We start from the raw sequence: 22,590 nt of genomic DNA on the forward strand, positions 1-22,590 counted from the left end.
TGACATGCGGGCCGACACCGGCGCCTTGACGCGAGGCGCCAACCAGCCCCCAATCGGCCGATGAGCGAAGCAGCATCCGAATCACGCACCAACGCCACCGAATACACGGTGAGCGAGATTTCCGGCGCACTGAAGCGCACGGTCGAGGACGTCTTCGGCAATGTGCGGGTGCGCGGCGAAATCTCGGGCTATCGCGGGCCGCATTCCTCCGGCCATGCCTATTTCGCGCTGAAGGACGACCGTGCCCGGCTCGACGCCGTGGTGTGGAAAGGCACGATGAGCCGGTTGAAATTCCGCCCCGAGGAAGGGATGGAGGTGATCGCCACCGGCAAGCTCACCACCTATCCCGGCAAATCCAACTACCAGATCGTGATCGACAATCTGGAGCCGGCCGGCGCCGGCGCGCTGATGGCGCTGCTGGAAGAGCGCAAACGCCGGCTGCAGGCCGAGGGGCTTTTCGACGCCGGTCGCAAACGCCGGCTGCCCTTCATGCCGCGCGTCATCGGCGTCGTCACCTCGCCGACCGGGTCCGTCATCCGAGACATCATCCACCGCATCAAGGACCGCTTTCCGCTGCATGTGCTGGTCTGGCCGGTGCGCGTTCAGGGCGAGACTTCGGGCGTGGAAGTGACCAATGCCGTCAACGGCTTCAACGCGCTGGCCTGGGATGGCTCCATCCAGCGCCCCGATCTCCTGATCGTCGCGCGCGGCGGCGGCAGCCTCGAGGACCTCTGGGGCTTCAACGACGAGGCGCTGGCCCGCGCCGTTGCGGCCTGCGGCATTCCGGTGATTTCCGCTGTCGGCCACGAAACCGACTGGACATTGATCGACCTCGTCGCCGATGTGCGGGCGCCGACGCCGACGGGCGCCGCCGAAATCGCCGTGCCGGTGAAGGCCGACCTCGAAGCGACGCTGGCCAGCCTTGGCGCACGGCTCAAGGCGGCGGCGTTGCGCAATTTCGAACGCAAGCGGCAGGCCGCCCGCGCGGCGGCGCGGGCCCTGCCCTCGCCCGACCAATTGCTGGCGCTGCCGCGGCGGCGCCTCGACGAGGCGACATCAAGGCTCGGCCGTGGCCTGTCCGTCAGCGTCGATCGCAAGCGGGCGCGTCTCCAGGCCCAGAGGCTGACTCCGGCCACGCTGTCGCGGCGCATCAACGAGGCGCGCACGCTGACCGGGCGTGACCTTGCCCGCGCGCAGGCGGCGTTCTTCGCCATTGTGCGCGAACGGCGCGCGCGCTTCGCGCGCACCGCGACGCGGCTTTCGCCGGCTCCGATCGCGCGCAGGCAGAAACTGCAGGCCGACACGCTGGCGGCGCTCGCCAGGCGGCAGGATCGGGTCATTTCGCTGTGGCTCGAGCGCCTGCGCGGCCAGTTGAGCCAGGCCGAACGCCTCTTGACCACGCTTTCGCACAAGGCCGTGCTCGCGCGCGGCTTCGCGCTGGTGAAGGATGCCGACGGCGCCGTCATCAAGCAGGCGGCTGACGTGGCATCGGGGATGGCGCTTTCGCTGGAGTTTGCCGACGGCACGGCGGACGCGGTGGCAACCAGCGGTGCGGCGCGCCCAAAGCCGGCAGCCAAGCCATCAACAAAGGCCAAAGAACCCGGAAATCAGGGATCGCTGTTCTGATCATGACCGATAATCCCCACCATCTGGCAACGCCCAGTGGCAAGCCGCGCGTGCGCAGCTTCGGCATCGGTTTCGACGGAACGCCCGGACCGTTCAATGCAATCACCGACGTGCCCGGTGTCGCGGTCGGCTATGCGACGCTGATTTCAGGCGACGGGCCGCTCGTCGTCGGCAAGGGGCCGGTGCGCACCGGTGTCACGGCGATCCTGCCCAGACCGCGCGCCGACCTGGCTACACCAGTCTTCGCCGGCATCTTCAGCCAGAACGGCAATGGTGAGTTGACCGGCTCGCACATCATCGAGGAAACCGGCGCTTTCAACTTCCCCATCACCATCACCAACACGCATTCCTGCGGTGTTTCGCGTGACGGCACGCTGCGCTGGATGCAACGCGTACTGCCCACCGCGCTCGACAGCGCCTGGGGCCTGCCGGTGGCCGCGGAAACCTATGACGGGTTTCTCAACGACATCAATGGCCACCATTTGACATCAGAGCACGTCGCCCAGGCACTCGATGACGCAAACGGCGGCCCGATCGAGGAAGGCAGCGTCGGCGGCGGCACCGGCATGATCACTTTCGGCTTCAAGGCCGGCTCGGGCACGGCGTCGCGCATCATAGGGTGGCAGGGAAATTCCTACACGGTCGGCGCCTTCGTGCAGTCGAATTTCGGCAAGCGGCGCAATTTCACCCTTCGTGGCCTGCGCGCCGGATCCGAACTCGCGGAGCCCGCGATCCGCGAAGGCACGCCACGCGCCGAAAAGGGTTCGATCATCGCCGTTGTCGCCACCGATGCGCCGTTCCTGCCGCACCAGATGAAGCGGCTGGCACGCCGGGTGCCGCTGGGCGTCGCCATGACCGGCGGCTTCGGCTATCACAGCTCAGGTGACATCTTTCTCGCCTTCTCGACAGCCAATCCTGCCGCCGCACTTGCGCCGTCGGGCCGTATCGCCACGGCCGATTTCATTCCCGATACAGACATCGATCCATTCTTCGATGCGGTGATCCAGACGGTGGAGGAATCGATCCTCAACGCCCTGGCCGCCAATGACGACATGACCGGGCGCGACGGCAATTTCGTGCCGGCGCTGCCGAAGGCGTGGCTGAAAGAAAAATTTGGGCTGATAGAAAAGTTCGACTGAAACGAAAACGCGGGCCAAAAGGCCCGCGCATTCAGACAAACAGAAAGTTCAGGGTAGAATCTATTCCGCGGCCTTGCCGGCCGCCTGCTGGTTCTCGTCGGCCTCGGCGGCTTCCTCGAGCCGGGAGGCAATGAGCTCCTGGATGTCGCCGACTTCTTCCTGGATATCCTCCAGGGGAATACCGACTTCCGCAGCCTTGGCGGCACATTCCCTGGCCAAGGTCTCGGCCTGCTTGTCGATCCTGGCCTGGGACTGGCAATGGACCTTTTCGCCGATCCATCCCCGCAAGAACTCGATCGCGTGTTCACTCATACTGCTGTTCCCTGGCGGCAAAGCCGGTTGGTAATCATAAACGTCCGCATCCCGCAAAGGATGCATGCTCCCATTCCAGCCGAGTCGCGGCGAGCCGGCAAGTCAATGCCGTGCAGGGTCCACAGAGCCGAAGGAAATCGAGGGTTCAAGCACATTTCTGATTCTGGAGGGTTGCTTCCGTGAGCTGGATCAACCCAGCTTCGCGCCACTGTTTCTATTTGCTTTTCCGGTTTTCCAGCCGATTTTTGGCCACAAATGATGGCGCAATGCGTAACACATTTTTACAGTCGCTCCGGAGGGCTGCGCTGGGCGCGCCGGTCGAAGCCGCCGCTATATAGTGATATCCCCATGCAATGTCGACTCCCGGAACGTCGCACCTCGCCGGCCCCATCAGAAGGTCTCAACCCAGGGCCTGAGCTCCATTTCCCAAGTCCAGGCGCTGCGGTGCTGGCGATGGATGGAGAGATAGGCCTCGGCGATCGCGCCCGGGGACAGCCGGCGATCCTGCGGCCCGGACTCCTGTCCGGACGCGGCCGAGGCAATGGCGCCATCGATGATGAAATGCGCGACGTGGATGTTCTTCGGCGCCAATTCACGGGCCATGGACTGGGCCAGGCCGCGCAAGCCGAATTTTGGCATGGCAAAACCGGCGGAGCCGGCGAACCCCTTCACGCTGGCCGTCGCGCCGGTGAAAAGGATCGAGCCCGATCCTCGCGCGACGAGCCGGCGAGCCGCCTGCTGGCCAACCAGGAACCCGCCATAGGCCCCAACCAGCAAAGCTTGACGGACGGCCTCGGGATCGAGCTCCGCTATTGGTCCGCGGGCGCGTCCGCTGGCGTTGAAAATCACCAGCGAGAGCGGGCCGGCCTTGTCGGCGACATCGAACAGGTGCTCCACCGATGCGGGATCGGAGACATCCGTTGCCACGGCCTGCGCGCCGGTCTCGGCCTGCAAGGCACCAAGCTTCTCAATGTTGCGGGCGGCCAGAACGACGCTGAACCCTTCCTTCGCGAGGAGGCGCGCCAGCGAGGCGCTCAAGCCGGAACCCGCACCGGCGATGATTGCGACATTGGATGTCATGAAACCTCTCCTTCTTTCCACGGGACTGCGGTCGATGGCAGGCGAATGAGCTGTGGTGAAACTTGCCGGATCGGCGCGGCGACGGCAACGCGCAACGTGGCTAGAAAAAGGCCGGGCGCGAAACCGGCCCGGCCAAAAAGAAGGTCATAACCTTCAGAGGGGAACACCGCTCGGTGAAATGGGAGGAAAACACCGAACGGATTTTTCTCTTTTGAACCGATTCGCGGGTAGATACGACGAATTGTTTTCCAAAGATCGGACAGAATGGCGAAAATCCTATCTTTTGTTCGCCAGGAAGCTCAGCCAACCCGGCTTTCCCCTTCGAGCAGATCCGCATAATGGCGCCGCGCGACGTCGGGATGCGAGCGCAACCGGCTTTTCAGCACATTGGTTCCGACATCGCGAAACAGCGGATTGTCCGGATCGCTGGCCGGCCCCCGCGCCTGCGCCGCCAGTTCCTCGGAAAGGCCAAGCAGCGGGATCGTCGCATCGAGTCTGGCGCTGAAGAAGAACGGCACCGAAATGCGCTCGACGCCGGCGGGCGGCGTCACGACACGATGCACGGTCGCGCGCAAATAGCCGTTGGAGGCCAGTTCAAGCAATTCGCCGATGTTGACGACGAGCGTGCCGGGAATGGGGTCCACATCCACCCAGCTGCCGTCATAATCGACCTGCAGCCCCCTATTGTCATCCTGGAGCAGCAGGGTCAGGAAGCCACCATCCTTGTGCGCGCCGACACCCTGGTCGCCGCCGGTTGCATCACGGCCGGGGTAGCGCACGATCTTCATGCGATGGTTGGGCTCGCTGCTGTAGATCGGGTCGAAGGCATCCTCGGGCTGATCGAGCGACAGGGCGAAGGCTTTCAAGAGCCGGATCGCCACGGCCGTCACCTTGCTCTGCCAGGCAAGCAGAGCGGGTTTGAGATCCGGCAGCGCCGCGGGCCACTGGTTCGGTCCCTGCAGCCGCGTCCAGGCGGGAATTCCTGGCCCTTGCGCGATTGCCTGGCGTTCAACGCCGATGTCGAGCTGCTCGCGCCAGTCCTCCTTGCCCTTGGTCAGTTCGCCGCCGGCGCGGGTGTAGCCGCGAAACTGCGAGGACTTGAGCATCTCGATCGCCCGCTTGTCGGCCTCCGGCAAGGCAAAGAACTGGCGCGATGCGGTGAGCACCTCTGTGATCTCCGCCCAGGAGATGCCATGTCCGGCCAGATAGAAAAAGCCAATGTCGCGCGAAGCGGAACGAAGATCCGCCAGAAATGTCCGGCGTTCCGACGCGCCTTGTTCAAGACGGCTCAGATCGAGCACAGGCACTATTCTGGGCATATCAAGCTCCTTTCCCAGTGCTTTCCGGATGTTGCTTGAAATTTCCGTCCGAAAAACCCAGCCGATTGAACATGCGGCACTTTTGCGCGACCCTGGCCGCCATCATTGCGCGCTAGTCTTATCGACTTCGAATGGCCGGGAAAGGAACGATCGGCCCTTCGGCGCGGCCGTGACGAACAATTTTTCCATTCGCAGGGGCAAGCGGATGATGATCGCGATCCGAGGGAATTCAGGCGGAGTGGGAGTCGCTCTGCCTTGCGCGGCGGCTGCTTCGATATCACCGTCCCTTCAGCTGGCAAGTCCAAGGCCGTAGGGCGAAATATTGGTGGTCGCTCACGATTTGATTGGGCCACATCAATCCACCCTCTCATCGACCACTATGAAAATAAAGATAAAATAATATCTGCATTGTAACTATGATTACGCACAAAATCACTCGACTGAACAGTCGCTGATATTGGCGACCACCTTTCAACTACCCGTTCCTGTCGACTTGAGAGCTATTGTATCGAGGGCGACTATCCCGACCGGCGTTAATCGCTTTGGTCCCGCTCCCCTGAGGGGCCGATCGCTCAAGAGGAGATCTCGAGATGGACGGGTATGACGAATCGATGTTCGACGACCTTGCCTTTGATGAAGCGGAAGGCCCTGCCGACAGTTACGACGAATTCGACGAAATGGACGAGGGCGACGGCTTCGATGAGGCCGACGAAGGCGACGAGTTCGACGAAGGCGACGAATTCGAGGCCTCGGGCTTCGACGAGATGGACGCCGGCGACGAATTCGATGCCGGTGACGAGTTCGACGAAGGCGACGGTTTCGATGAAGGCGATGAGTCCGACGACGATGCCTGGGACCAGGCCATGAGCTACGCGCTTGCGGCTGAAGACAGCGACGAGTTCTTCCGTCGCATCGCCCGCGGCGTGCGCGGCGTCGTACGCACCGTCAGGCGTGCCGCTCCCACAATTGGACGCATTGCTCGCGCGGTGGCACCAGTCGCCAGCCTTATTCCCGGCTACGGCACCGCGATTGGTGGCATCGCCAATGTCGTCGGCCAGTTGATGGCGGACGAAGCCTCCGAGGACGAGGCGCTTGACGCCTTCGCCGAGCTCGCGGTGCGCAATCGTGCCGCCATTCCCGTTGTGGCCGCGCTTGCGACGAGGCGAGTGCTTGGCCCGGTGGCGGTGCGCATGCCCGCGGCAGCACGCACCCAGGCGGTTCGCACCGTTCGCCGCGCCGCCACCCAGCTCGTCAATCGTGGCGGGCCGACAGCGATCCGCGCTCTGCCGCGCATCGCCAACAGCGTCCGCCGAACCGCCGTGACGCGCCGCACCCCGGCGTCTGTCCGGCCGCTGGTCCTGGCGCGTACCGCGCGCCGTGTCGCGGCGCGCGGGCACGGCCTGCGCCGGCAGTTGACCAGGCCCTTGCCGGCTGGTCGCCAGATCGTGCGCCGCACCGCGGCGGCGGTTCGCGCCGGCATGGCCCCAGGACGCAACCTAGCGCGTATCGCCGGACGGGCCTTGGGGCGGACTGCCGGCGGATGGCCAGGCGGTTGGACTGGCGGATATGGCCGAAATCACGGGCGCCGGCGGCGTATCGTGATCCGCGGTCCGGTCAGCATCACCATCCGGCCCAATTAAACCCAGTCGGTGCAACAAGAAGGATCGCGGCGATGCGCACGGGTTCTTCGACCAGGCGGTTCCTGGACACCAAGCTGCGGGCTTTGAAGGCTCGCGCACAACGCCTCAACCGCCTGACACCGAGGCGCATCGGACTTCGTCCCGAAGACCTGCCCTATGCGCCGTCGCGGGCTCACTTCCATGCCGCCAACAAGCGGCTGGCGACCATCGGCAACGCCATCAACCGGCATATCGCCGAGATCGAGCGCGGCTGGCCGCCCGCGACGGCCGAGGTCGCGCTCACCCAGATGGCGATGCTCGACCGCAGGATCGATCGGCTGCGCCGGACCTTCGGCATGTTCTTCGAGGTGATGTCGCAGCGCGGCTCGGGCTTCGCGCCGGCGCTCGCCGCCCATGATGCGATCGCCCTCGACTGCTACACGGTCGTCCGCGCGGCCTTGCCGGGCGTCTTCGGCGGCCCGCTGCTCAAACCGCTGACCTACATGGAACACGGCTATTCGCCTGCCACGCAGCGTCGCGGCGTCGCCCTTGCCCGCTTGCTCGGCGACAGCAACCCGTTCCCGGTGATCCGCATTCCGTGGGATCGCGACAATCCCTGGCAGTCGGTCTTCCTGCATGAGGTCGCCCACAATCTGCAGGCCGACATGGGCCTATGGCAGGAGAACGCGCAAGCGGTCGCCAACCGCCTGGCCTCGATGCGTTTCGACCCGTTGGTGGTGACGATCCTGCGCCGCTGGCACAAGGAAATCTTCGCCGACCTCGCCGCACTGCTGCTCGGCGGCACCGCGTCGGTCTGGGGTATGATGGAATTCCTCGCCCATCCCGGCGCGCGGGCCCTCACCTATCGCCCCGGCGGGGCGCATCCAACCGGCTGGATCCGGGTTCTGATCTTGACCGAGATGTTGCGTCGCATGGGCTTTGCCGCCGAGGCGGCGCGCGCCGAACGCGTCTGGCGTGGCCTTTACAATCCGGCGCGCGGCCACAGGCTGCCTCCGGTCCTGCTTGCTTCGGTTCCTCGCGTCGTTCCGGCGGTGGTCGACGAGATCGCCTACCAGCCGCGCCGGGGTCTTGGGCAGCACGCGCTGGCCGACGCCATCCCTTTCACGCGCGCCGACGAAGCCCGCATCCGCCGTGGCGGAATCCAGATCGCGGCGGGGCAAGTGCCTGACCTGCCGCCACGTTTTCTTGTGTCGGCCAGCCGTTTCGCGCTGGAGGCCGGCGCCGAACCGGACGCCATTGCAAAGCTTGTCATCAGAAACCTGGCCCAGCGTCAGGCAAACCGACGGCCTACTGCGCAACCGTCCCCAGCCGCACTCGTTGCATGAGGTGAGATGTCATGGTCGACGTATTTACAGCCGCCGCCAGCCCGGTCTCGAAATTTCGGTCTCCTGCCACGGTTGCCGTGGACAATCTGCTGCGCAAGACGCTTCGCGTCAGTGACCCGCGCGATCCCGACCAGATCGCCAACGCTCTCTTGAACTTCTATCCCGAGGAAGCAGACAGGGATCGACGCGAACAAGCCGGCCTGCCTTATTCGAGCGTGCCCGACTATGTGCCGCAAGCCCGCAACACGGGCCCGTCTTCCGTCGAGATGGCACAGGCGCAGGACGATCTCGAACGCGACCTGCAGACGCTTTCGACCTCCTCGCCGCTGAAGGACATCCGCATCGAGATGATCGGCTGGGGCCGCTCGATCCGGCAGCTCGCCAATGATGGGCTGGCTGCCGCCAGGCTCGCTCTCGATTCGGTCAACCACGACCGTGCCATGTCGGCGCGCCGCCAGCTCGGCGAGTATTCGCGCCTGGCGCGCTATGTCGGCACGCTCACCGACGGCAGCGCCATCCTGTTCAGGCGGTTTGCCCAGAGCTGCGATGTGCTGGCGGGGCTCATTCTTGTCGCCATCGGCGAGGGGCTGGCGTCCAACGGCATCACCCGCAGCACCTCGATCGTGCGTTCGGCCGCCGGAGAACTGCAGGCACGCCGCAACGCCGTCATCATGGCGCTGCGCAGCCTGACCGGTTCGGTCGAAAGCACGCTTGGCCAGGAAGACTGGCCGCGCGGCATCGAGGCCTACCGAAATCTGGTGCAGCAGCTGGAGGCCGGCGGCCAGGCTGATCTGCGCGCGCTGCTGGAAGAGAACGCACTGTCGCAAGCGATGGACGACCTTGTCGACCTCTCGACCGGAGCAAGCGTCGAAGGCTTGCGCGAGCTGTCGACCGCGTCGGCGATGCTGGTCCACCGCTTCCAGCGCCTGATCCAGTTCGGCCAGAGCGTCCCGGTTCCGATCGACGTGCCGATCACTTCAGGCCCGCCGGAATCGCCGCCGCTGGTGGCATTCGTCTCCAGCCTGCAGCTGTTCGTCGACGCCTTCGTCTCGAAAGGCAGCTCGCGGCTGCTCTACGTGGCGCGCCCGCCGATCATCGTCTATGGCCTCTACGGCGCCGGCGGACCGGACCAGGGTGCCATCCGCCTGATGAACCTGACCATCGCGCGCGGTTTCCTGCTCGAGCAGGTCGACTGCTTTGCCGGCTGCGGCTGCGATGACGACGACATCTCCTGCCAGGTGCTGCTGGATTACCTGCTGTTCCTGCTCGACAGAGCGATCGACCTCTATGCGGTCGGCACGGATCCGGACGGCCTCGGCGAACAGGAAAGGCGGGCTACCGCCGTTGGCCTCGCCATCGGCGCGGCGCTGGACCTGACCGACCAGTTGAAGAATCCGGGCGTGCTTCTGTGTGAATTCAGCGACAAGCTGAAAAACAAGCTCGGTGTCATCCGTGATGAGTTGCTCGACCCATTCGGCGCTCCTGGGGCTTGGGACCCGGGCCTGAAGTCGCTGATGGTGCGTGAGCTGCGTATCGCCTACCAGGCTGAGGACCAGACGGAACGCCTGGTGCGTTCGCTGACGCCGCAATGCGACTTCAACGTCTTCAATTTCCGCAACAATCAGTCGCTGATCCGCTGGATGATCCGCGCGATCCTCCAGGATATGTTCGGCCTTGGCACCAATCTGCCGAGCCCGGTCCAGATGCCCTCGCCGATCGCCAGCTCGATGGCGAGCATGGGTCAGAACCGTCCCGACTACTGGTCGGCCTGAGCTGGCAGGAGAGGAGCACGACAATGGCTGCGAAGATTCCGTTTCCCTACCACCCGGCCAACAAGTTCCACGCCGGGGTCAAGGCCCGCTTCGAGATCGAGGCCGAGACACCGCAATCGATCGATAGGCTGACCGACAAGGTCGTCACCAGCGGCGACGGGACCATGACCGCCATCGGCGACGTTGCCAGCGCAATCAGGGAGTTCCCCGATGGAAAACGGTCGAAGCAGATTTTCGACCGGCTGATAGCCGCGATCGAAACCATCGCGACTGGACTGCCCGATGGCGACGCCATCGACAAGAAGCTCGGCGAGATCACCACGGCGATCAACAGGTTGGATGAAACGGTGCAGTCGCTTGGTCTGCGCGACAAGGACAATGTCACGGCGCTCTATGCCGCCGCTGTCGACACGTCGGGCGACATTGTCGGCCGGACGATCGCTGGGCGTTGGTTCAACCAGGCGAAATTCGCGTCGTTGCAGGACATCGTGGCATTGCAGAAGGGCAAGCCGCAGGAGAATCGCCGCAACGAGTTCGTCAAGCGCCTGCGCGATGCCAACACGTTCAGTGGCGGCCTGCCGTCGGTCGTCACCGATAGCGAACTGGTTCGCTTCTTCGACCTCGCGCCAGCCGTGATGAACGCGATCGCCGCCAGCCAGGACGCAGCGTCCGGCGGCCAACAGCCGCCAAGTGCCTGAGAACCCAAGTGCCTGAGATCCCGAGTGCCTGAGAACTATGAGCAGCCAATTCGAGCAAGATGAGGTCTGATTATGGCTAGTGAATCCAACCAGGTCATCCAGCGGCTGTTCCAGCGCTTCTTCAGGGACGAGCTGGCGGGTTTGTCGCCGGCTGACCGCGCCGCTTTCGAGAGCGAATTCGAGGGTCGTTACGGGGAATTGCTTGATCGCTCATCCAGTGCCAAGACCACCAGTTTCGCCGACCTGGTCGGCTTCGGCGACGGACCGATCAAGCCGTTCGATTCGCTGCAGATGCCGCTGCTGCGCAACGATTTCGACGAATCGATCATACCGCCGCAGCTTCAGGCATCGGCCGAGCTCTACTACATCTACCAGATGGACCGCATGAAGCTGTTCCAGGTGGTCGATGTGCTGCGCCGGCTGTTCCAGAACGGCCAGATCCGCATCCAGCGCGGCCCCGGCGCGCGCGGGCTCTACATCCTCGAGAAATGGCGCCCCATCCGCTACAAGCGCCGCGACCGGCTGATCGCCTATCGACGCGTCTTCAACTACGGTCGCGCCCCGGTGCCCGCCGGAGCCATCGTCAACCGCAGCTTCCACTTCCAGCTGGTCGCCTTCATGAATGCGATGTCGCAGTACTTCCAGGATCTGACCATCGGTCAGGTTATTCGCGGCAGCTCCACCATCAACGACCGGCCCTTCGCAGCGCTGGCCACGGTGCAGCGCGTCGGCACCGACCTGCGCTATCACCTCGACCGGTCGAGCTATGGCAACATCCTGGCCCTGACCCGTGAAACCGGACAGTACGTACAGCAGATCTTCGAGCTGTTCGACGCACCGGACATCAAGAAATCCTTCGACGCCAACACCAAATGGGACGTTATCGAAGCCGTCGCCAACCGTCATCTGGGCGGCGCCACCGAGATGTCGGAGCGCGCCAAGATGGCCGATGCGGGGCGCAGAATCCTGCAATACATCGCCGAGAACGATTTCCGCACGACGATCACGCCGGAGGAGTTCGACGCGGACGCCAAGAAGATGGGCGCGCAGGCCGACGCATGGCTGGCGGCCTACCGGCTGACACGCGAAGGGCGGCGCTTCCCCGGCCTCGACGGCGATCGTGTGCACTGGTCATATGGGCTGAACCGCAACACCGCGTCGCGAATAGCCGCCTGAACCGTTCGCCGGGACTGAAGGGTGTCTGCGATGGACCACCAACTTGCTCTTGCGGGGCGTTTCGCGGCCAAGCCGCCGAACATCGTCATCGACGCCCCGCTGGCGCTGTCGCCGATGGGGCTGCTTGTGACGGTAACGCTTTCGCAATCAGCGCGGGTGTGGCTGCCGCGCGGCTTCTACACCTTGCTCGACAACGACGAGTACTATCGGCGCCGGCCCGATCAGATGGGAGGCGGCTGGCTCGCCCCCGGCACGCGCGATGCCATCCTCAGGGAATTGACCCTGGAGCTCGAACCGTGGCGCCGGGCGTGGCAGAACGGCCGCCTGTCATCGCGGGTGCACTGGATCGGCGACGCCCAGTATGAGAGCGCGCTGCCCGAGCGCGAGGAAACAGCCCTGTTACCGCGCTTTGAAGGCTGCTGCGCCGCGCTTGAAACACGTCTTGGCGATGCGGCCGGCACCGCCGCTCCGCTCGACGAATGCGCGCGCGACGTGATCGCGCTCTCCGCCGCGCTTCAGCCCGATAGCACCTACATTCTCACCATCGCCGGCAATGACGGCGCCAGGCCGCCATTGTGCGACTATCTCGAGCGGCTGGCATTTCCCGCCAAACGCCATCCTGGAGCAACCCCCGGATGGTCCGGCCCGGCGCTGTGGCCCGCCGCGGCTCCAATCGCCGCGAGCGGCCGCAATGCGGCGATCGTGCAGGTGGTCGCCCCGGTCATCCTGGCGCTGCCCGACGGATGGAGCGAGACCGACTGGGCGCTAGAAGATCCGGCCGACCACGATGACGGGACGCCGGACGATCCCTGGCGCAATGCCTGCGCGCTCTGGTACGATGTCGTGCCGGCGGAGGCCGCGGCATGAAACCGCCCCGCATCCACCCGGTGCATGGGCTGCGCACCAATGCGCGCGACCTGGTGATGATCAGCGTCGCCGGACAAGTGGCATCGCCGACCGAGAGGGGCACGCCATGGCGCATCGGTTACGACGGCAGGCCGCGCTCGCTGCCGGGTACCGGCGGCATCGTGCTCAACCATCGCGTCGGCGACCCCTGTGTCGGGCTGGCCGGCGACCATGTCGAACCGGCAGTGTCGATCCGCAACGAAGCGCGCGCCGCCGGCGGCAACCCTGACGCCGCGAACCAGGCGCTACAGAGCTATTCCTGCGTCGGCAACCACGCCATCGTCACGTCAGGACGCGCGGTCGGCGCACGCGGCGTGGTGACCGGCAAGCATGGCGGCGTCGACACCGTGCTGATCGACTTTCCGCTGCCGGCGATGCGGCAGATGGCGATCGGCGACCGGATCCAGGTCTGGGCTTACGGGCTTGGCCTGCGCCTGACCGACTATCCCGACGTCGCGATCTGGAACTGCTCGCCAAGGCTGCTGGCGCGCTGGCGCCCGGTCGAGCGCAACGGCAGGATCCACGTCAAGGTGACGCACCGCATCCCTGCCCGCGTCATGGGCTCGGGTCTCGGCCGCAACAATGTGCTGCGCGGCGACTACGACATCCAGATGTCCGATCCCGGCATGGTGCGGCGCTACAAGCTCGGATCGCTGCGCTTCGGCGACATTGTCGGCATCATGGATGCCGACAACCGCTATGGCCGGTCGCGGCTGGGAGGACATGTGTCGGTTGGCGTCATCGTGCACAGCGACTCCACTGTCGCGGGTCACGGCCCGGGCGTCGTCTCGCTGCTTTCAGCGCCTGCCTCTGTTCTCCAGCTGGAGCTCAGCCCGGACGCCAACATCGCGCGCTACCTGGACATTCGCCCACCCCGACCGGCACGGCCGTCCTTTCCCTTGCCGACCGTCGAGCAGAGTGAACGAACCGTGGCAAGGCTGCGCCGGCGGGCGACGGCGTCGGACGCAAGCATGGTGGCCGGATCCGGCTAGATCCGAGCCCGAGCGGAAAAACGAGTTACGAGAAAGGGATCGGCATGTCATATCTCGACGAACAACTCGACGCGCTGGTCAACGAGGCCGCGCAAACAGTCGCTCACCGCTCGCCATGCGGCTGCGCGCGCTGTCGCCGGCAGCAGGGCTTTCGCGCCGTCGAGGTCAGGCGCCGGCATTTTCCGAGTTGCGGCTGCGGAAGTTGCGGAGACGTCGCTTCCTTCGACGAGACAGCCACACGGCGCGGGCGCACCCCGAGGCCGGCACGCGGCCAGACTTCGATGCGGGCGCGCGGGTCGCAACTGCCGGGCTGGCGCGGCTGGACGCCGCCGGTCTCGCTGGCGGCGATCGACGCGGCGCGCACCGCCGCGAGCCGGGGCGGACACGTCGATGCTTTGCTGCGGCCGTTCCTGGCACCGGGGCCGCAGGTCTATCGCATCACCCGCGCCGGCATCGACCGCGACCGGCCGCTCAGCATCGGCATGACCAAGGGCAACAATTCGATCGCGCAGAGAATTGTCGAACACTACCGGCAGCCGAGCCGGGCCGACCCCAGGGTAAACACCGCGATCCGCAATCTGCAGCCGGGCCAGATCCTGGTCCAGGCAGCCCGGCTCACCCGCCAGGCCATGCATCCAAGGCGGGCCAGGAACTACGAAGGCTGGCTGCAGGACCGGGAGCGCCCGCTGCTCTACCGACCCCAACAGCACGACATTCGATGAAACGGCGCTGATGCGCAACAGTTGAACCAAGGGAGATTCCCATGCACGGGCAAGCCGCAACTCATGCAAGGTCGGTATGGGCCGACCTCGACGCCATCGTTCTTCAGGAGGTCAAGGCGCTGCACGCCGCGTCGCCGCGCCCAGCTGAAACACCCTTCGGCTCCGACGAGGAATTCATGGACCGCGCGGCGGCCTATCTCGAAGGCCGTGGCGACGAGGCTCATCTTCTGATGGAGCGCCTGCGCGGCCTGCTTGGCCTCACTGCAAGTGCTGGCGCGGATCAGGCCGAGGCGTCGCAAGAGCCCGCGCATGAAGGTGGGATCGATGATGCGGCGCAACCGGGAGCCATGCCGGCGGATGCCGCTTCGCCGGGAGCCGAACACGAGCAAGAAACATGATGCTGTTCTCGACCGCGCCATTCGAACTCGACCGGCTGGCGGACGAAGCGGACTATGCGGTGGTTGGACCGACCGACGGGCGCGCCAGGGTCACCCACACCAACCGCTTTCCGCACAGCGCGGTCTGCCACATCGAGCGCGATTTCGGCGACGGCAGGTTGACCGGCTGTACCGCCTTCCTGATTTCGCCGACGCGGCTGTTGACCGCGGCGCACTGCATCACCAGCCCGATCCGTCAGCGGCTTGGCCTGCCCAATCTTGCCGTGCGCATTCGTGTCACGCCGGGTCGGGCCTCGCGTGACGCGCGGCCCTTCGGCTGGCAATGGGCCAAGCAATGGCACGTCAACCCGCCTTACCGCCGCCGTCCGTCAGGCCTGCACGATGTTGGATTGATCGAACTCGAGCGGCCGTTTTCGCCATCGCCCGGACACTTCCAGCTCTGGTCGCCGAACCGTCAGGACCTCGAGCGGCTTCGCACCACGCGCCTGCTGCACATTTCGGGTTATCCGGCCGACAAGCCGGACGGCACGCAATGGGAGCATTCCGAGCGCCTGGACCGGATCACCGAACGGCAGCTTTTCTACAGTGTCGATACCTGTCCGGGGCACAGCGGCGCTCCAGTATGGATCCATCGCCAGCAGGCCGGCGTACCCGTGGTGATCGCGGTTCACACCGCCGGTCCACGTCCACATTCGGGTGGGGCCTGGGGATGCCGGCCCGGCGTGCCGCTTGCCCCAGCGGGCCTGTTCAACCGGGGCGTCAGGCTGACCCCCGATCTCTTGCGTTCGATCCGCGCCGGATTCAGGCGCTGAACTGGGAAAATTGACGACCCAACGATAATTTTTGGAATGCTAATATTTCGAAAAGTGCTATAGTCCAGACTATCTATGCAGCATTCATACTGGTCGCGCCGGGGTTCGGCGGCGTGGCAGTTTTGTTGGGACGCCAGGGGCTTGTGATTGTACTGAGTTTCCTGCCAACTGGGGCGTTCGGCCATGATTGCACGTGCCGAGAACTTGCAGAGACTTTCCGACTTCGCTGATGAGATTTCCGCGTCACGAAAAGAGTGCGACCCGGAAACGGATACTTCGAGCTTTGTCGTGAACGGCCATTCGCTGGTCGCCATCCGTTACGCGGACGATCGCGGTGATCCAAACAATCATGCAGATCAGCGCCGGCCAGTAGGACGCATCGTCTGCGCCGGCACGCAATACCTGATCTATGACGCCGTCTGCATGCCGGGCGCCACCGCCGATCTTCCGCTCTCGGCCGCCGAGATATTGACCCGGCGTGAGCTGCAGATAGCCCTGCTGATCAGTGACGGAAAAGTCGACAAGGAGATCGCAAGGCAGCTCGGCATCAGCGGCTACACCGTACGCGAGCATATCCGGCGGATTTTCGCCAAGCTGAATATCGGCCGCCGCTCGGCGATTGCGTCCTGTGTGCTCGCGGGTCGGGCGGACTTTCGCCAAGACGCGCGATAGGTCGGTCGAGCGGCTTTTTCGAGGGATCCCCGCCGTCCTCGTCGAGATCCGGCAGGATTTGCTGGCGAGCCGGGCCGGCATAGAGGAGTGGGCGAACCGGCTGGCGACGGCGCTGCCCGCGCATGAGACCGAGACGGTTTCGTGAGGACCAGCGCCTGACGCGGTGGCAGTCCATGTGAACTGAGCCGCTGAAGAGCCAGACCCATGGCCATGCGAAAGCCCACGCCTGTGGCGGAGACGCGGGCTTTTCGTCACTGCCATGCGGGCGGCTCAGGCGGCCTGCTGGCTTTGTTTCGGCCGCAAATTCTGGTTCATGCGGAACAGGTTCAGCGGGTCATAGCGCTGCTTGATCTCCAGAAGCCGCTGGTAATTGCCGCCATAAGCCGCTTCCACCCGGTCGACCTCGTCCTCAGGCATGAAGTTCACATAGGCCGTGCCGGCAGCATAGGGCTTGGCCGCCTCATAGAGGCCGCGCGCCCAGCCGATGCAGGCCCTGTCCATTGCCGGTTCGCGCCAGCGGGCATGAACATTCATGACGAAGTGCGAGCTGCGTTGCGGAAACGCCGTCGCGTTCTGCGCCACACGGCCCGCCGCACCGCCGACATGGCCGATGAATATCTCGCATTCCGGGCCAGGAAGCTCACGTATCGCTTCGGTGACGACCTCAACTGCCCTGTCGGAGAGCTCGGTGAAGTCGTGGCTCTTCCAGTAGTTACGGGCGCCGGGGGCGAGCAATGGGTCGAATGCCTGCTGCCAGCCGGCAAACGGGTTGGGGCCAACGACATCGGCAATCGGCGAGCCGATGGCGCGAAGCTTCTTCGTCGCCTTTTCACCCGCCTGGAGATCACCGCAATAGCACATGGCCAGCACCAGAACATCCTTGCCATGCCACTCCGCCGGCAGGAAGGGCAGTGGCGGCGCTTGCCGCATGACCACCCAGCAGGTCAGTTCGTCGGGCGCTGTTTCGAGCGCGTTGCGATACTCCTCCAGCACCTTCTCGGCATCGGCGAAAGGATGCACGACAAGCCCCGACAGAACCTGGGGACCCATCTGGTGGAGCTGAAACTCGAATGCCGTGACAATGCCGAAATTGCCGCCGCCGCCACGCAGTGCCCAGAACAGGTCCGGATTTTCCGTCTGGCTGGCGCGCAGCAACTTGCCGTCGGCGGTGACGACATCGGCGGAGACCAGATTGTCGATGGTCAGGCCGAATTTGCGGGTGATCCAGCCAAAGCCACCGCCCAGGGTCAAGCCCGATATGCCGGTGGTCGAATTGATGCCGGTCGGCACCGCCAGCCCGAAGGCCTGCGTTTCGCGGTCGACATCGGCGAGCGTGGCGCCGGGTCCAACCCATGCCCGCCGTGCGGCGGGATCGACCCGCACCGACTTCATCGGCGACAGATCAATCATCAGGCCGCCATCGCAGACGGCGCTGCCGGCAATGTTATGGCCGCCGCCGCGCACGGAGACGAGAAGCCTGTTTTCCCTGGCGAAATTCACGGCACGAATGACGTCGGAGGCTCCGACGCAACACACGATCAGCCCGGGCCGCCGGTCGACCGTGGCATTCCAGATGGTGCGGGCTTCGTCGTAGGCAGCGTCCCCCTGCTGAAGCAGTGTGCCGCGCAATTGTGCCGAAAGCGCTTCGATGGCTGCAGCGTCGACTGTCGTCTTGCCGCGGTCAAGCGTGGTGAGGCTCATGGTGTTCATGGTTTCCTCCCGATTTGCTTATGAGCCGATCTCCTTCAAACGCCTTCAATTCTGCTCTTATATTAGGCATCGCGCAAGTTATGAGCCAGACGGTGGGCCGCCGAATGACGCGCATCAACGGACGAAAATTCTGGCGTGCATGTCACACTGGCAGATGCTGCTTCGTCATGTGGTCGGCACCAACAGAAGGAAGCCCACCATGACTGCAAAAATAGACCTCTTCGCCGCCGCCCCTTCGCTGATGAAGAACTGGCAACGCTCTTCGATCGAGCTGTCCGCCGCCGCCAGTCTCGAGCACAGCCTCACCGAACTGGTGAAGCTGCGTGCCTCGCAGATCAATGGCTGCGCCAACTGCATCAATCTTCACGCCACCGAGGCGCGTGAGAACGGGGAAACCGAGCAGCGCATTTACCTTTTGCCGGCCTGGCGCGAGGCACCCTGCTACAGCGACCGCGAACGCGCGGCACTTGGCTGGACCGAGGCCTTGACCCGACTCTCGGAAGGCACCCGCCATGCAAGCGCCTATGACGAGTTGAAGGTGCATTTCACGGAGGAGGAGCAGATCAAGCTCACCTTGACGATCAACATCATCAACGCCTGGAACCGTATCGCTGTCGGTTTCGGCCTCTATGCCGACCCGGCTGCCGTGAAGGCCGCCCGGGTGGCCGCAGCCTGATGACGAGCTCAGCGCCCGTCGACGCCGCTGCGGGCTTCGGCCCGCTGCGCCCCAAGCTCATGCGCGTCGCCTACCGCATGCTGGGTTCGGTGTCGGACGCCGAGGACGTCGTGCAGGAGGCCTTCATCCGCTGGATGAAGGCCGACCGCGCCGCGGTGCGCGAGCCCGAGGCATTCCTGCGCCGCACGGTGACGCGGCTGTGTCTCGACCAGCTCAAATCCGCGCGACGCAAACGCGAGACCTATGTCGGCCCCTGGCTTCCCGATCCCGTTGTGGAAGAGGACGAGGTGGAGGACGTCACCTTGCCGCTGATGCTGGTGCTGGAGCGCCTGTCTCCGCTCGAGCGTGCGGCCTTCCTGCTGCACGATGTTTTCGGGCTTGGGTTCGACGAGGTCGCGGCCGCCATCGAGCGCGACCCGGCGGCCTGCCGCCAGCTGGCGGCCCGGGCGCGTGGCCATGTCCGCGAGGCGCGGCCCCGCTTCACGGTGGAAAGGCAACGCGGCCTAGCGCTTGCCGAGGCCTTCTTCAAGGCCTCGCGCAGCGGCGACGTGAAGGCGCTTGGCGCCATGCTCGCGACCGATGTCATCGCCCATGCCGACGGTGGCGGCAAGCGTCCGGCGGCCACCCAGCCGGCCCTGGGCTTCGATGCCGTCATGAGACAGTATGAACAGGTCGCGGCCTGGTTGCGCACGCATGGCTCGAAGCTTGTCCGCGTCGGTTTCATCAACGGGTTGCCGGGGTTCGTCACCCTGGAAGCCGATGGCGAATTCCAGACCACCGCACTCGACATCGAAGACGGCAAGATCGCGGCCATCTATGTCGTGCGCAATCCCGACAAGCTCAGACATCTCCACTAGGCGCCGCTCAGGCCAGCCCGAACTTCTCCACGGCGCGCATGATGCCACGCAGTTCGGCGAGGCCTTTCAGCCGGCCGATCAACGAGTAGCCGGGATTGATCTTCTTCTTGCCGATGTCGTCGGCAAGAAGGTGGCCGTGGTCCGGCCGCATCGGGATGCGCCAGTCGGCACGGCCCTCCTTGCGGCGGCGCGCCTCCTCCTGCATCAGAGCGAGGATGACATGCGCCATGTCGGTGCCGCCCTCGAGATGCTCGGCTTCATAGAACGAGCCGTCCTCCTCGATGGCGATGTTGCGCAGATGGACGAAATGGATGCGGTCGGCGAATTCCTTGACCATGGCGACGATGTCGTTGTCGGCGCGCGTGCCGTAGGAGCCGGTGCAGAAGGTCAGCCCATTGGCCGGGCTGTCGACGGCGTTGAGGATGAAGCGCGCATCCTGCGCGGTGGAAACGACGCGCGGCAGGCCATAGAGCGAAAAGGGCGGGTCGTCGGGATGGATGCACATCCGCACCCCCTCCTCTTCCGCGACCGGAATGATCTCGCGCAGAAACCAGGCGAGGTTGTCGCGCAACTCCTTCGGCCCGATTCCGTCATACTCCGCCAGAGCCTCGCGGAAACTGTCGCGGTCATATTTGCGCTCGGTTGCCGGCAGGCCGGCGATGAGGTTGCGCTCGATCTGATCGACCTGCTCCGACGTCAACGCCTTCAGCCGCTTCTCGGCTTCGGCGATCCGCGCCGGCGTATAGCTGGCGGCGCCGTTCTTGCGCTGCAGCACGAAAAGATCATAGGCGGCAAAATCGACGGCGTCGAAACGCAAGGCATAGCCGGTCGTCGGCAGGCGATACATCAGGTCGGTGCGCGTCCAGTCCACCACCGGCATGAAATTGTAGCAGATTGTTTCGATGCCGGCCTTGGCGAGCGTGCGGATGCTGTCGCGATAGTAGCCGGCGTAGCGCTCGCGTTCCGGCGCGCCGATCTTGAAGGAATTGTGGACCGGGATGCTTTCGACCACCGACCATGTCAGGCCTGCGGCCTCGATGATCCGTTTGCGCTCGAGCACATCGGCTTCGGGCCAGGCTCTGCCGTCGTAGATGTGGTGAAGCGCCGAAACCACGCCGGTGGCGCCAGCCTGTCTGACATGATCGAGTGTCACCGGATCATCCGGACCATACCAGCGCCAGCACTGTTCCATTGCAACTTTCCTTTTTGCGAGAGACCGGCAACCTATTGTTTGACACCGATGAGTGTCAAACTCAGAACCACGTCTTGATAGCGCATGAAGGAGCTCCCGCGATGAAGGATTTCGACGGCAAGGTGGCATTGGTAACGGGGACGACCGGCATCGCGCTCGCTACCGCAAGGCGGCTGGCGCAGGGCGGTGCGGCGATCATCGCCTGCGGCATCGATCGGGCCGCCAATACCGCCCTGCAGGAAAGCCTTGCCAAGGCCAGAGCGGACGCGCTGGTGCAAACAGTCGACGTGTCCGTTTCCGACCAGGTGCGTGACGCGGTCGCGGCCGGCGTCAAACGATTCGGCGGCATCGACGTCATCGTCAATTCCGCCGCGGTCCATCCGTACGGAACCGCGACGACGACCGATTGGGAAACCTGGAACCGGGCGATGACGGTCAATGTCGGCTCGATCTACCTGACCGCACATTTCGGCATTCCGGAAATGATCAAGCGCGGCGGCGGCGCCATCGTCAACGTCGCTTCGGTGCAGGGCTTCGCCTGCCAGCAGAATGTCGCCGCCTATGCCACGACCAAGGGCGCCATCCATACGCTGACACGCTCACTGGCGCTCGACTACGCGGCAGCAGGCATAAGGGTGAATTCGGTCAGCCCGGGCTCGATCCGCACGCCCATCCTGGAGAAGGCCGCGCGTGGCGACCACGGCAGCGACGCCGATGTCGAGGAAGCCTACAAGCGCTTCGGCGCGGCTCATCCGCTTGGCCGCATCGGCGAGCCGGAGGAAGTGGCGGAGTTGATCGCTTTCCTGTGCTCGTCCAAGGCCGGCTTCTGCACCGGCGCCGACTACAAGATCGACGGCGGCCTGACCGCCGGCATCGGAGTGAAGTAGAGCCTCGGCGATCGGCTTGGCTTCGCCGGAGCGATGTTCAGGGGATCTGTGACCGCAGCGTCCGCAGGGTGATCGAGTAGCGATGCTCGGCAAGCGGCGGAATGCTGTGTTCCCACTCCGTGCGCGAAGGTCCCGTCATGAGATAGGCCGATCTTGGCTCGACGACGATGGTCCGACGCTCCCACCGGTCACCGCTCTTTCGCCGAAGCCGGAAGCTGCAGGGCGCCAGCAGCGAGATGCCGGCGACATCCTCGAAATGCGGCTTGTCGCGATGCCAGCCGATACCGGCGCCAGGCCGGTATTCATTGATCAGCACCTGCGCGAAAGCCTCGACGGGCCGGCGCGCAAGGGCCGCGACCCTCTCGCGCACAGGCAGCAGGAAGTCGGGGATCGGCAGCGCCTCGACGACTTCGCGCCGGTCATAATCGTAGCTCATGCCAAACCCGACGACACGCCGGTTTGCCAGATGGCCATGGAAATCGAACGCCTGGAACGGCAGTCCCTCGAGATGCCGGGCAAGCTCTGTCTCTTCCTGCGGCGTGATCAATCCCGGCTGGTAGGCAAAACCTTCGGGCAGATCCTGTGCGGCACCAAAGAGATCATGCTGGAATGCCGGAGTGCGACCGGTGGCTTTCGATTTGAGTGACGACATCCCGCCTAGATGGTGAGGGCCGAGCCG

General features: G+C 64.8%; 22 protein-coding genes. 16 read left to right on the forward strand and 6 right to left on the reverse strand.

Annotated elements, in window-relative coordinates; all coding sequences use genetic code 11:
- Window positions 1–60: 60 nt before the first annotated feature.
- Together xseA and JG747_RS29245 are read left to right on the forward strand one after the other, a co-directional pair.
- Window positions 61–1,626: an exodeoxyribonuclease VII large subunit gene (xseA, locus tag JG747_RS29240; protein ID WP_202360565.1), complete on the forward strand. Its 1,566-nt coding sequence runs from the start codon at window positions 61–63 to the stop codon at window positions 1,624–1,626.
- Between the two features lie 2 nt (window positions 1,627–1,628).
- Window positions 1,629–2,765, forward strand: a complete 1,137-nt coding sequence (locus JG747_RS29245) for a DmpA family aminopeptidase (RefSeq protein WP_019860038.1) — start codon at window positions 1,629–1,631, stop codon at window positions 2,763–2,765.
- Between the two features lie 60 nt (window positions 2,766–2,825).
- On the opposite strand, the gene JG747_RS29250 is transcribed toward JG747_RS29245, so the two are convergent.
- From JG747_RS29250 to JG747_RS29260, 3 genes are all read right to left on the reverse strand, one after another.
- Window positions 2,826–3,077 carry a DUF768 domain-containing protein gene (locus JG747_RS29250; protein WP_019860039.1) on the reverse strand — a complete coding sequence of 84 codons (252 nt, stop codon included), beginning with the start codon at window positions 3,075–3,077 and terminating at the stop codon, window positions 2,826–2,828.
- A 390-nt stretch (window positions 3,078–3,467) separates the two neighbouring features.
- Window positions 3,468–4,157 carry an SDR family NAD(P)-dependent oxidoreductase gene (locus JG747_RS29255; protein ID WP_064986435.1) on the reverse strand — a complete coding sequence of 230 codons (690 nt, stop codon included), beginning with the start codon at window positions 4,155–4,157 and terminating at the stop codon, window positions 3,468–3,470.
- Between the two features lie 299 nt (window positions 4,158–4,456).
- Complete coding sequence (locus JG747_RS29260) at window positions 4,457–5,476, reverse strand: isopenicillin N synthase family dioxygenase (protein WP_019860041.1); 1,020 nt, start codon at window positions 5,474–5,476, stop codon at window positions 4,457–4,459.
- A gap of 590 nt (window positions 5,477–6,066) precedes the next feature.
- On the opposite strand from JG747_RS29260, the gene JG747_RS29265 reads away from it, so the two are divergent.
- The 11 genes from JG747_RS29265 (at window position 6,067) to JG747_RS29315 (ending at window position 16,589) form a co-directional block, all read left to right on the forward strand.
- Window positions 6,067–7,116: a hypothetical protein gene (locus tag JG747_RS29265; RefSeq protein WP_202360566.1), complete on the forward strand. Its 1,050-nt coding sequence runs from the start codon at window positions 6,067–6,069 to the stop codon at window positions 7,114–7,116.
- 32 nt (window positions 7,117–7,148) lie between these two features.
- The gene (locus tag JG747_RS29270) at window positions 7,149–8,441 is read left to right on the forward strand and encodes a hypothetical protein (RefSeq protein WP_064986434.1); all 1,293 of its coding nucleotides are present in this window, start codon (window positions 7,149–7,151) and stop codon (window positions 8,439–8,441) included.
- Window positions 8,442–8,452: 11 nt separating this feature from the next.
- Entirely contained in the window at window positions 8,453–10,213 is a 1,761-nt protein-coding gene (locus tag JG747_RS29275; RefSeq protein WP_244748261.1) for a hypothetical protein, read from the forward strand.
- 23 nt (window positions 10,214–10,236) lie between these two features.
- Window positions 10,237–10,911 (forward strand): hypothetical protein, encoded by a 675-nt coding sequence (locus tag JG747_RS29280; protein ID WP_069091419.1) that lies wholly within the window; start codon window positions 10,237–10,239, stop codon window positions 10,909–10,911.
- A 72-nt stretch (window positions 10,912–10,983) separates the two neighbouring features.
- Window positions 10,984–12,087 carry a hypothetical protein gene (locus tag JG747_RS29285; RefSeq protein ID WP_019860046.1) on the forward strand — a complete coding sequence of 368 codons (1,104 nt, stop codon included), beginning with the start codon at window positions 10,984–10,986 and terminating at the stop codon, window positions 12,085–12,087.
- Between the two features lie 30 nt (window positions 12,088–12,117).
- Window positions 12,118–12,954 carry a hypothetical protein gene (locus tag JG747_RS29290; protein WP_038644874.1) on the forward strand — a complete coding sequence of 279 codons (837 nt, stop codon included), beginning with the start codon at window positions 12,118–12,120 and terminating at the stop codon, window positions 12,952–12,954.
- Window positions 12,951–13,985 carry a DUF4438 domain-containing protein gene (locus JG747_RS29295; protein WP_202360567.1) on the forward strand — a complete coding sequence of 345 codons (1,035 nt, stop codon included), beginning with the start codon at window positions 12,951–12,953 and terminating at the stop codon, window positions 13,983–13,985. The genes JG747_RS29290 and JG747_RS29295 overlap by 4 nt, the downstream gene beginning before the upstream one ends.
- 44 nt (window positions 13,986–14,029) lie before the next feature.
- Window positions 14,030–14,707 (forward strand): hypothetical protein, encoded by a 678-nt coding sequence (locus JG747_RS29300; RefSeq protein WP_244748262.1) that lies wholly within the window; start codon window positions 14,030–14,032, stop codon window positions 14,705–14,707.
- 41 nt (window positions 14,708–14,748) lie between these two features.
- Window positions 14,749–15,105, forward strand: a complete 357-nt coding sequence (locus tag JG747_RS29305; RefSeq protein WP_019860050.1) for a hypothetical protein — start codon at window positions 14,749–14,751, stop codon at window positions 15,103–15,105.
- Window positions 15,102–15,917, forward strand: a complete 816-nt coding sequence (locus JG747_RS29310; RefSeq protein ID WP_019860051.1) for a trypsin-like serine peptidase — start codon at window positions 15,102–15,104, stop codon at window positions 15,915–15,917. The genes JG747_RS29305 and JG747_RS29310 overlap by 4 nt, the downstream gene beginning before the upstream one ends.
- A 183-nt stretch (window positions 15,918–16,100) precedes the next feature.
- On the forward strand, window positions 16,101–16,589 hold the full coding sequence (locus JG747_RS29315; RefSeq protein WP_064986423.1) for a response regulator transcription factor: 489 nt from the start codon (window positions 16,101–16,103) through the stop codon (window positions 16,587–16,589).
- A gap of 270 nt (window positions 16,590–16,859) precedes the next feature.
- Here JG747_RS29315 and JG747_RS29320 read toward each other — a convergent pair whose 3' ends face one another.
- A complete protein-coding gene (locus JG747_RS29320; protein ID WP_019860053.1) occupies window positions 16,860–18,299 on the reverse strand; it encodes an FAD-binding oxidoreductase in 1,440 nt (479 codons plus the stop codon).
- A 199-nt stretch (window positions 18,300–18,498) separates the two neighbouring features.
- Here JG747_RS29320 and JG747_RS29325 point away from each other — a divergent pair, with 199 nt between their 5' ends.
- Window positions 18,499–18,975: a carboxymuconolactone decarboxylase family protein gene (locus JG747_RS29325; protein ID WP_202360568.1), complete on the forward strand. Its 477-nt coding sequence runs from the start codon at window positions 18,499–18,501 to the stop codon at window positions 18,973–18,975.
- Entirely contained in the window at window positions 18,975–19,832 is an 858-nt protein-coding gene (locus tag JG747_RS29330; RefSeq protein ID WP_202360569.1) for a sigma-70 family RNA polymerase sigma factor, read from the forward strand. The genes JG747_RS29325 and JG747_RS29330 overlap by 1 nt, the downstream gene beginning before the upstream one ends.
- A gap of 7 nt (window positions 19,833–19,839) precedes the next feature.
- On the opposite strand, the gene uxuA is transcribed toward JG747_RS29330, so the two are convergent.
- Window positions 19,840–21,024 carry a mannonate dehydratase gene (uxuA, locus tag JG747_RS29335; RefSeq protein WP_202360570.1) on the reverse strand — a complete coding sequence of 395 codons (1,185 nt, stop codon included), beginning with the start codon at window positions 21,022–21,024 and terminating at the stop codon, window positions 19,840–19,842.
- Window positions 21,025–21,125: 101 nt separating this feature from the next.
- On the opposite strand from uxuA, the gene JG747_RS29340 reads away from it, so the two are divergent.
- Complete coding sequence (locus tag JG747_RS29340) at window positions 21,126–21,911, forward strand: SDR family NAD(P)-dependent oxidoreductase (RefSeq protein ID WP_038644862.1); 786 nt, start codon at window positions 21,126–21,128, stop codon at window positions 21,909–21,911.
- A gap of 37 nt (window positions 21,912–21,948) precedes the next feature.
- Here JG747_RS29340 and JG747_RS29345 read toward each other — a convergent pair whose 3' ends face one another.
- Window positions 21,949–22,563 carry an alpha-ketoglutarate-dependent dioxygenase AlkB gene (locus JG747_RS29345; protein ID WP_202360571.1) on the reverse strand — a complete coding sequence of 205 codons (615 nt, stop codon included), beginning with the start codon at window positions 22,561–22,563 and terminating at the stop codon, window positions 21,949–21,951.
- Window positions 22,564–22,590: the final 27 nt, after the last annotated feature.

Source organism: Mesorhizobium sp. 131-3-5 (genome assembly GCF_016756575.1).
Classification (GTDB): Bacteria; Pseudomonadota; Alphaproteobacteria; order Rhizobiales; family Rhizobiaceae; genus Mesorhizobium; species Mesorhizobium jarvisii.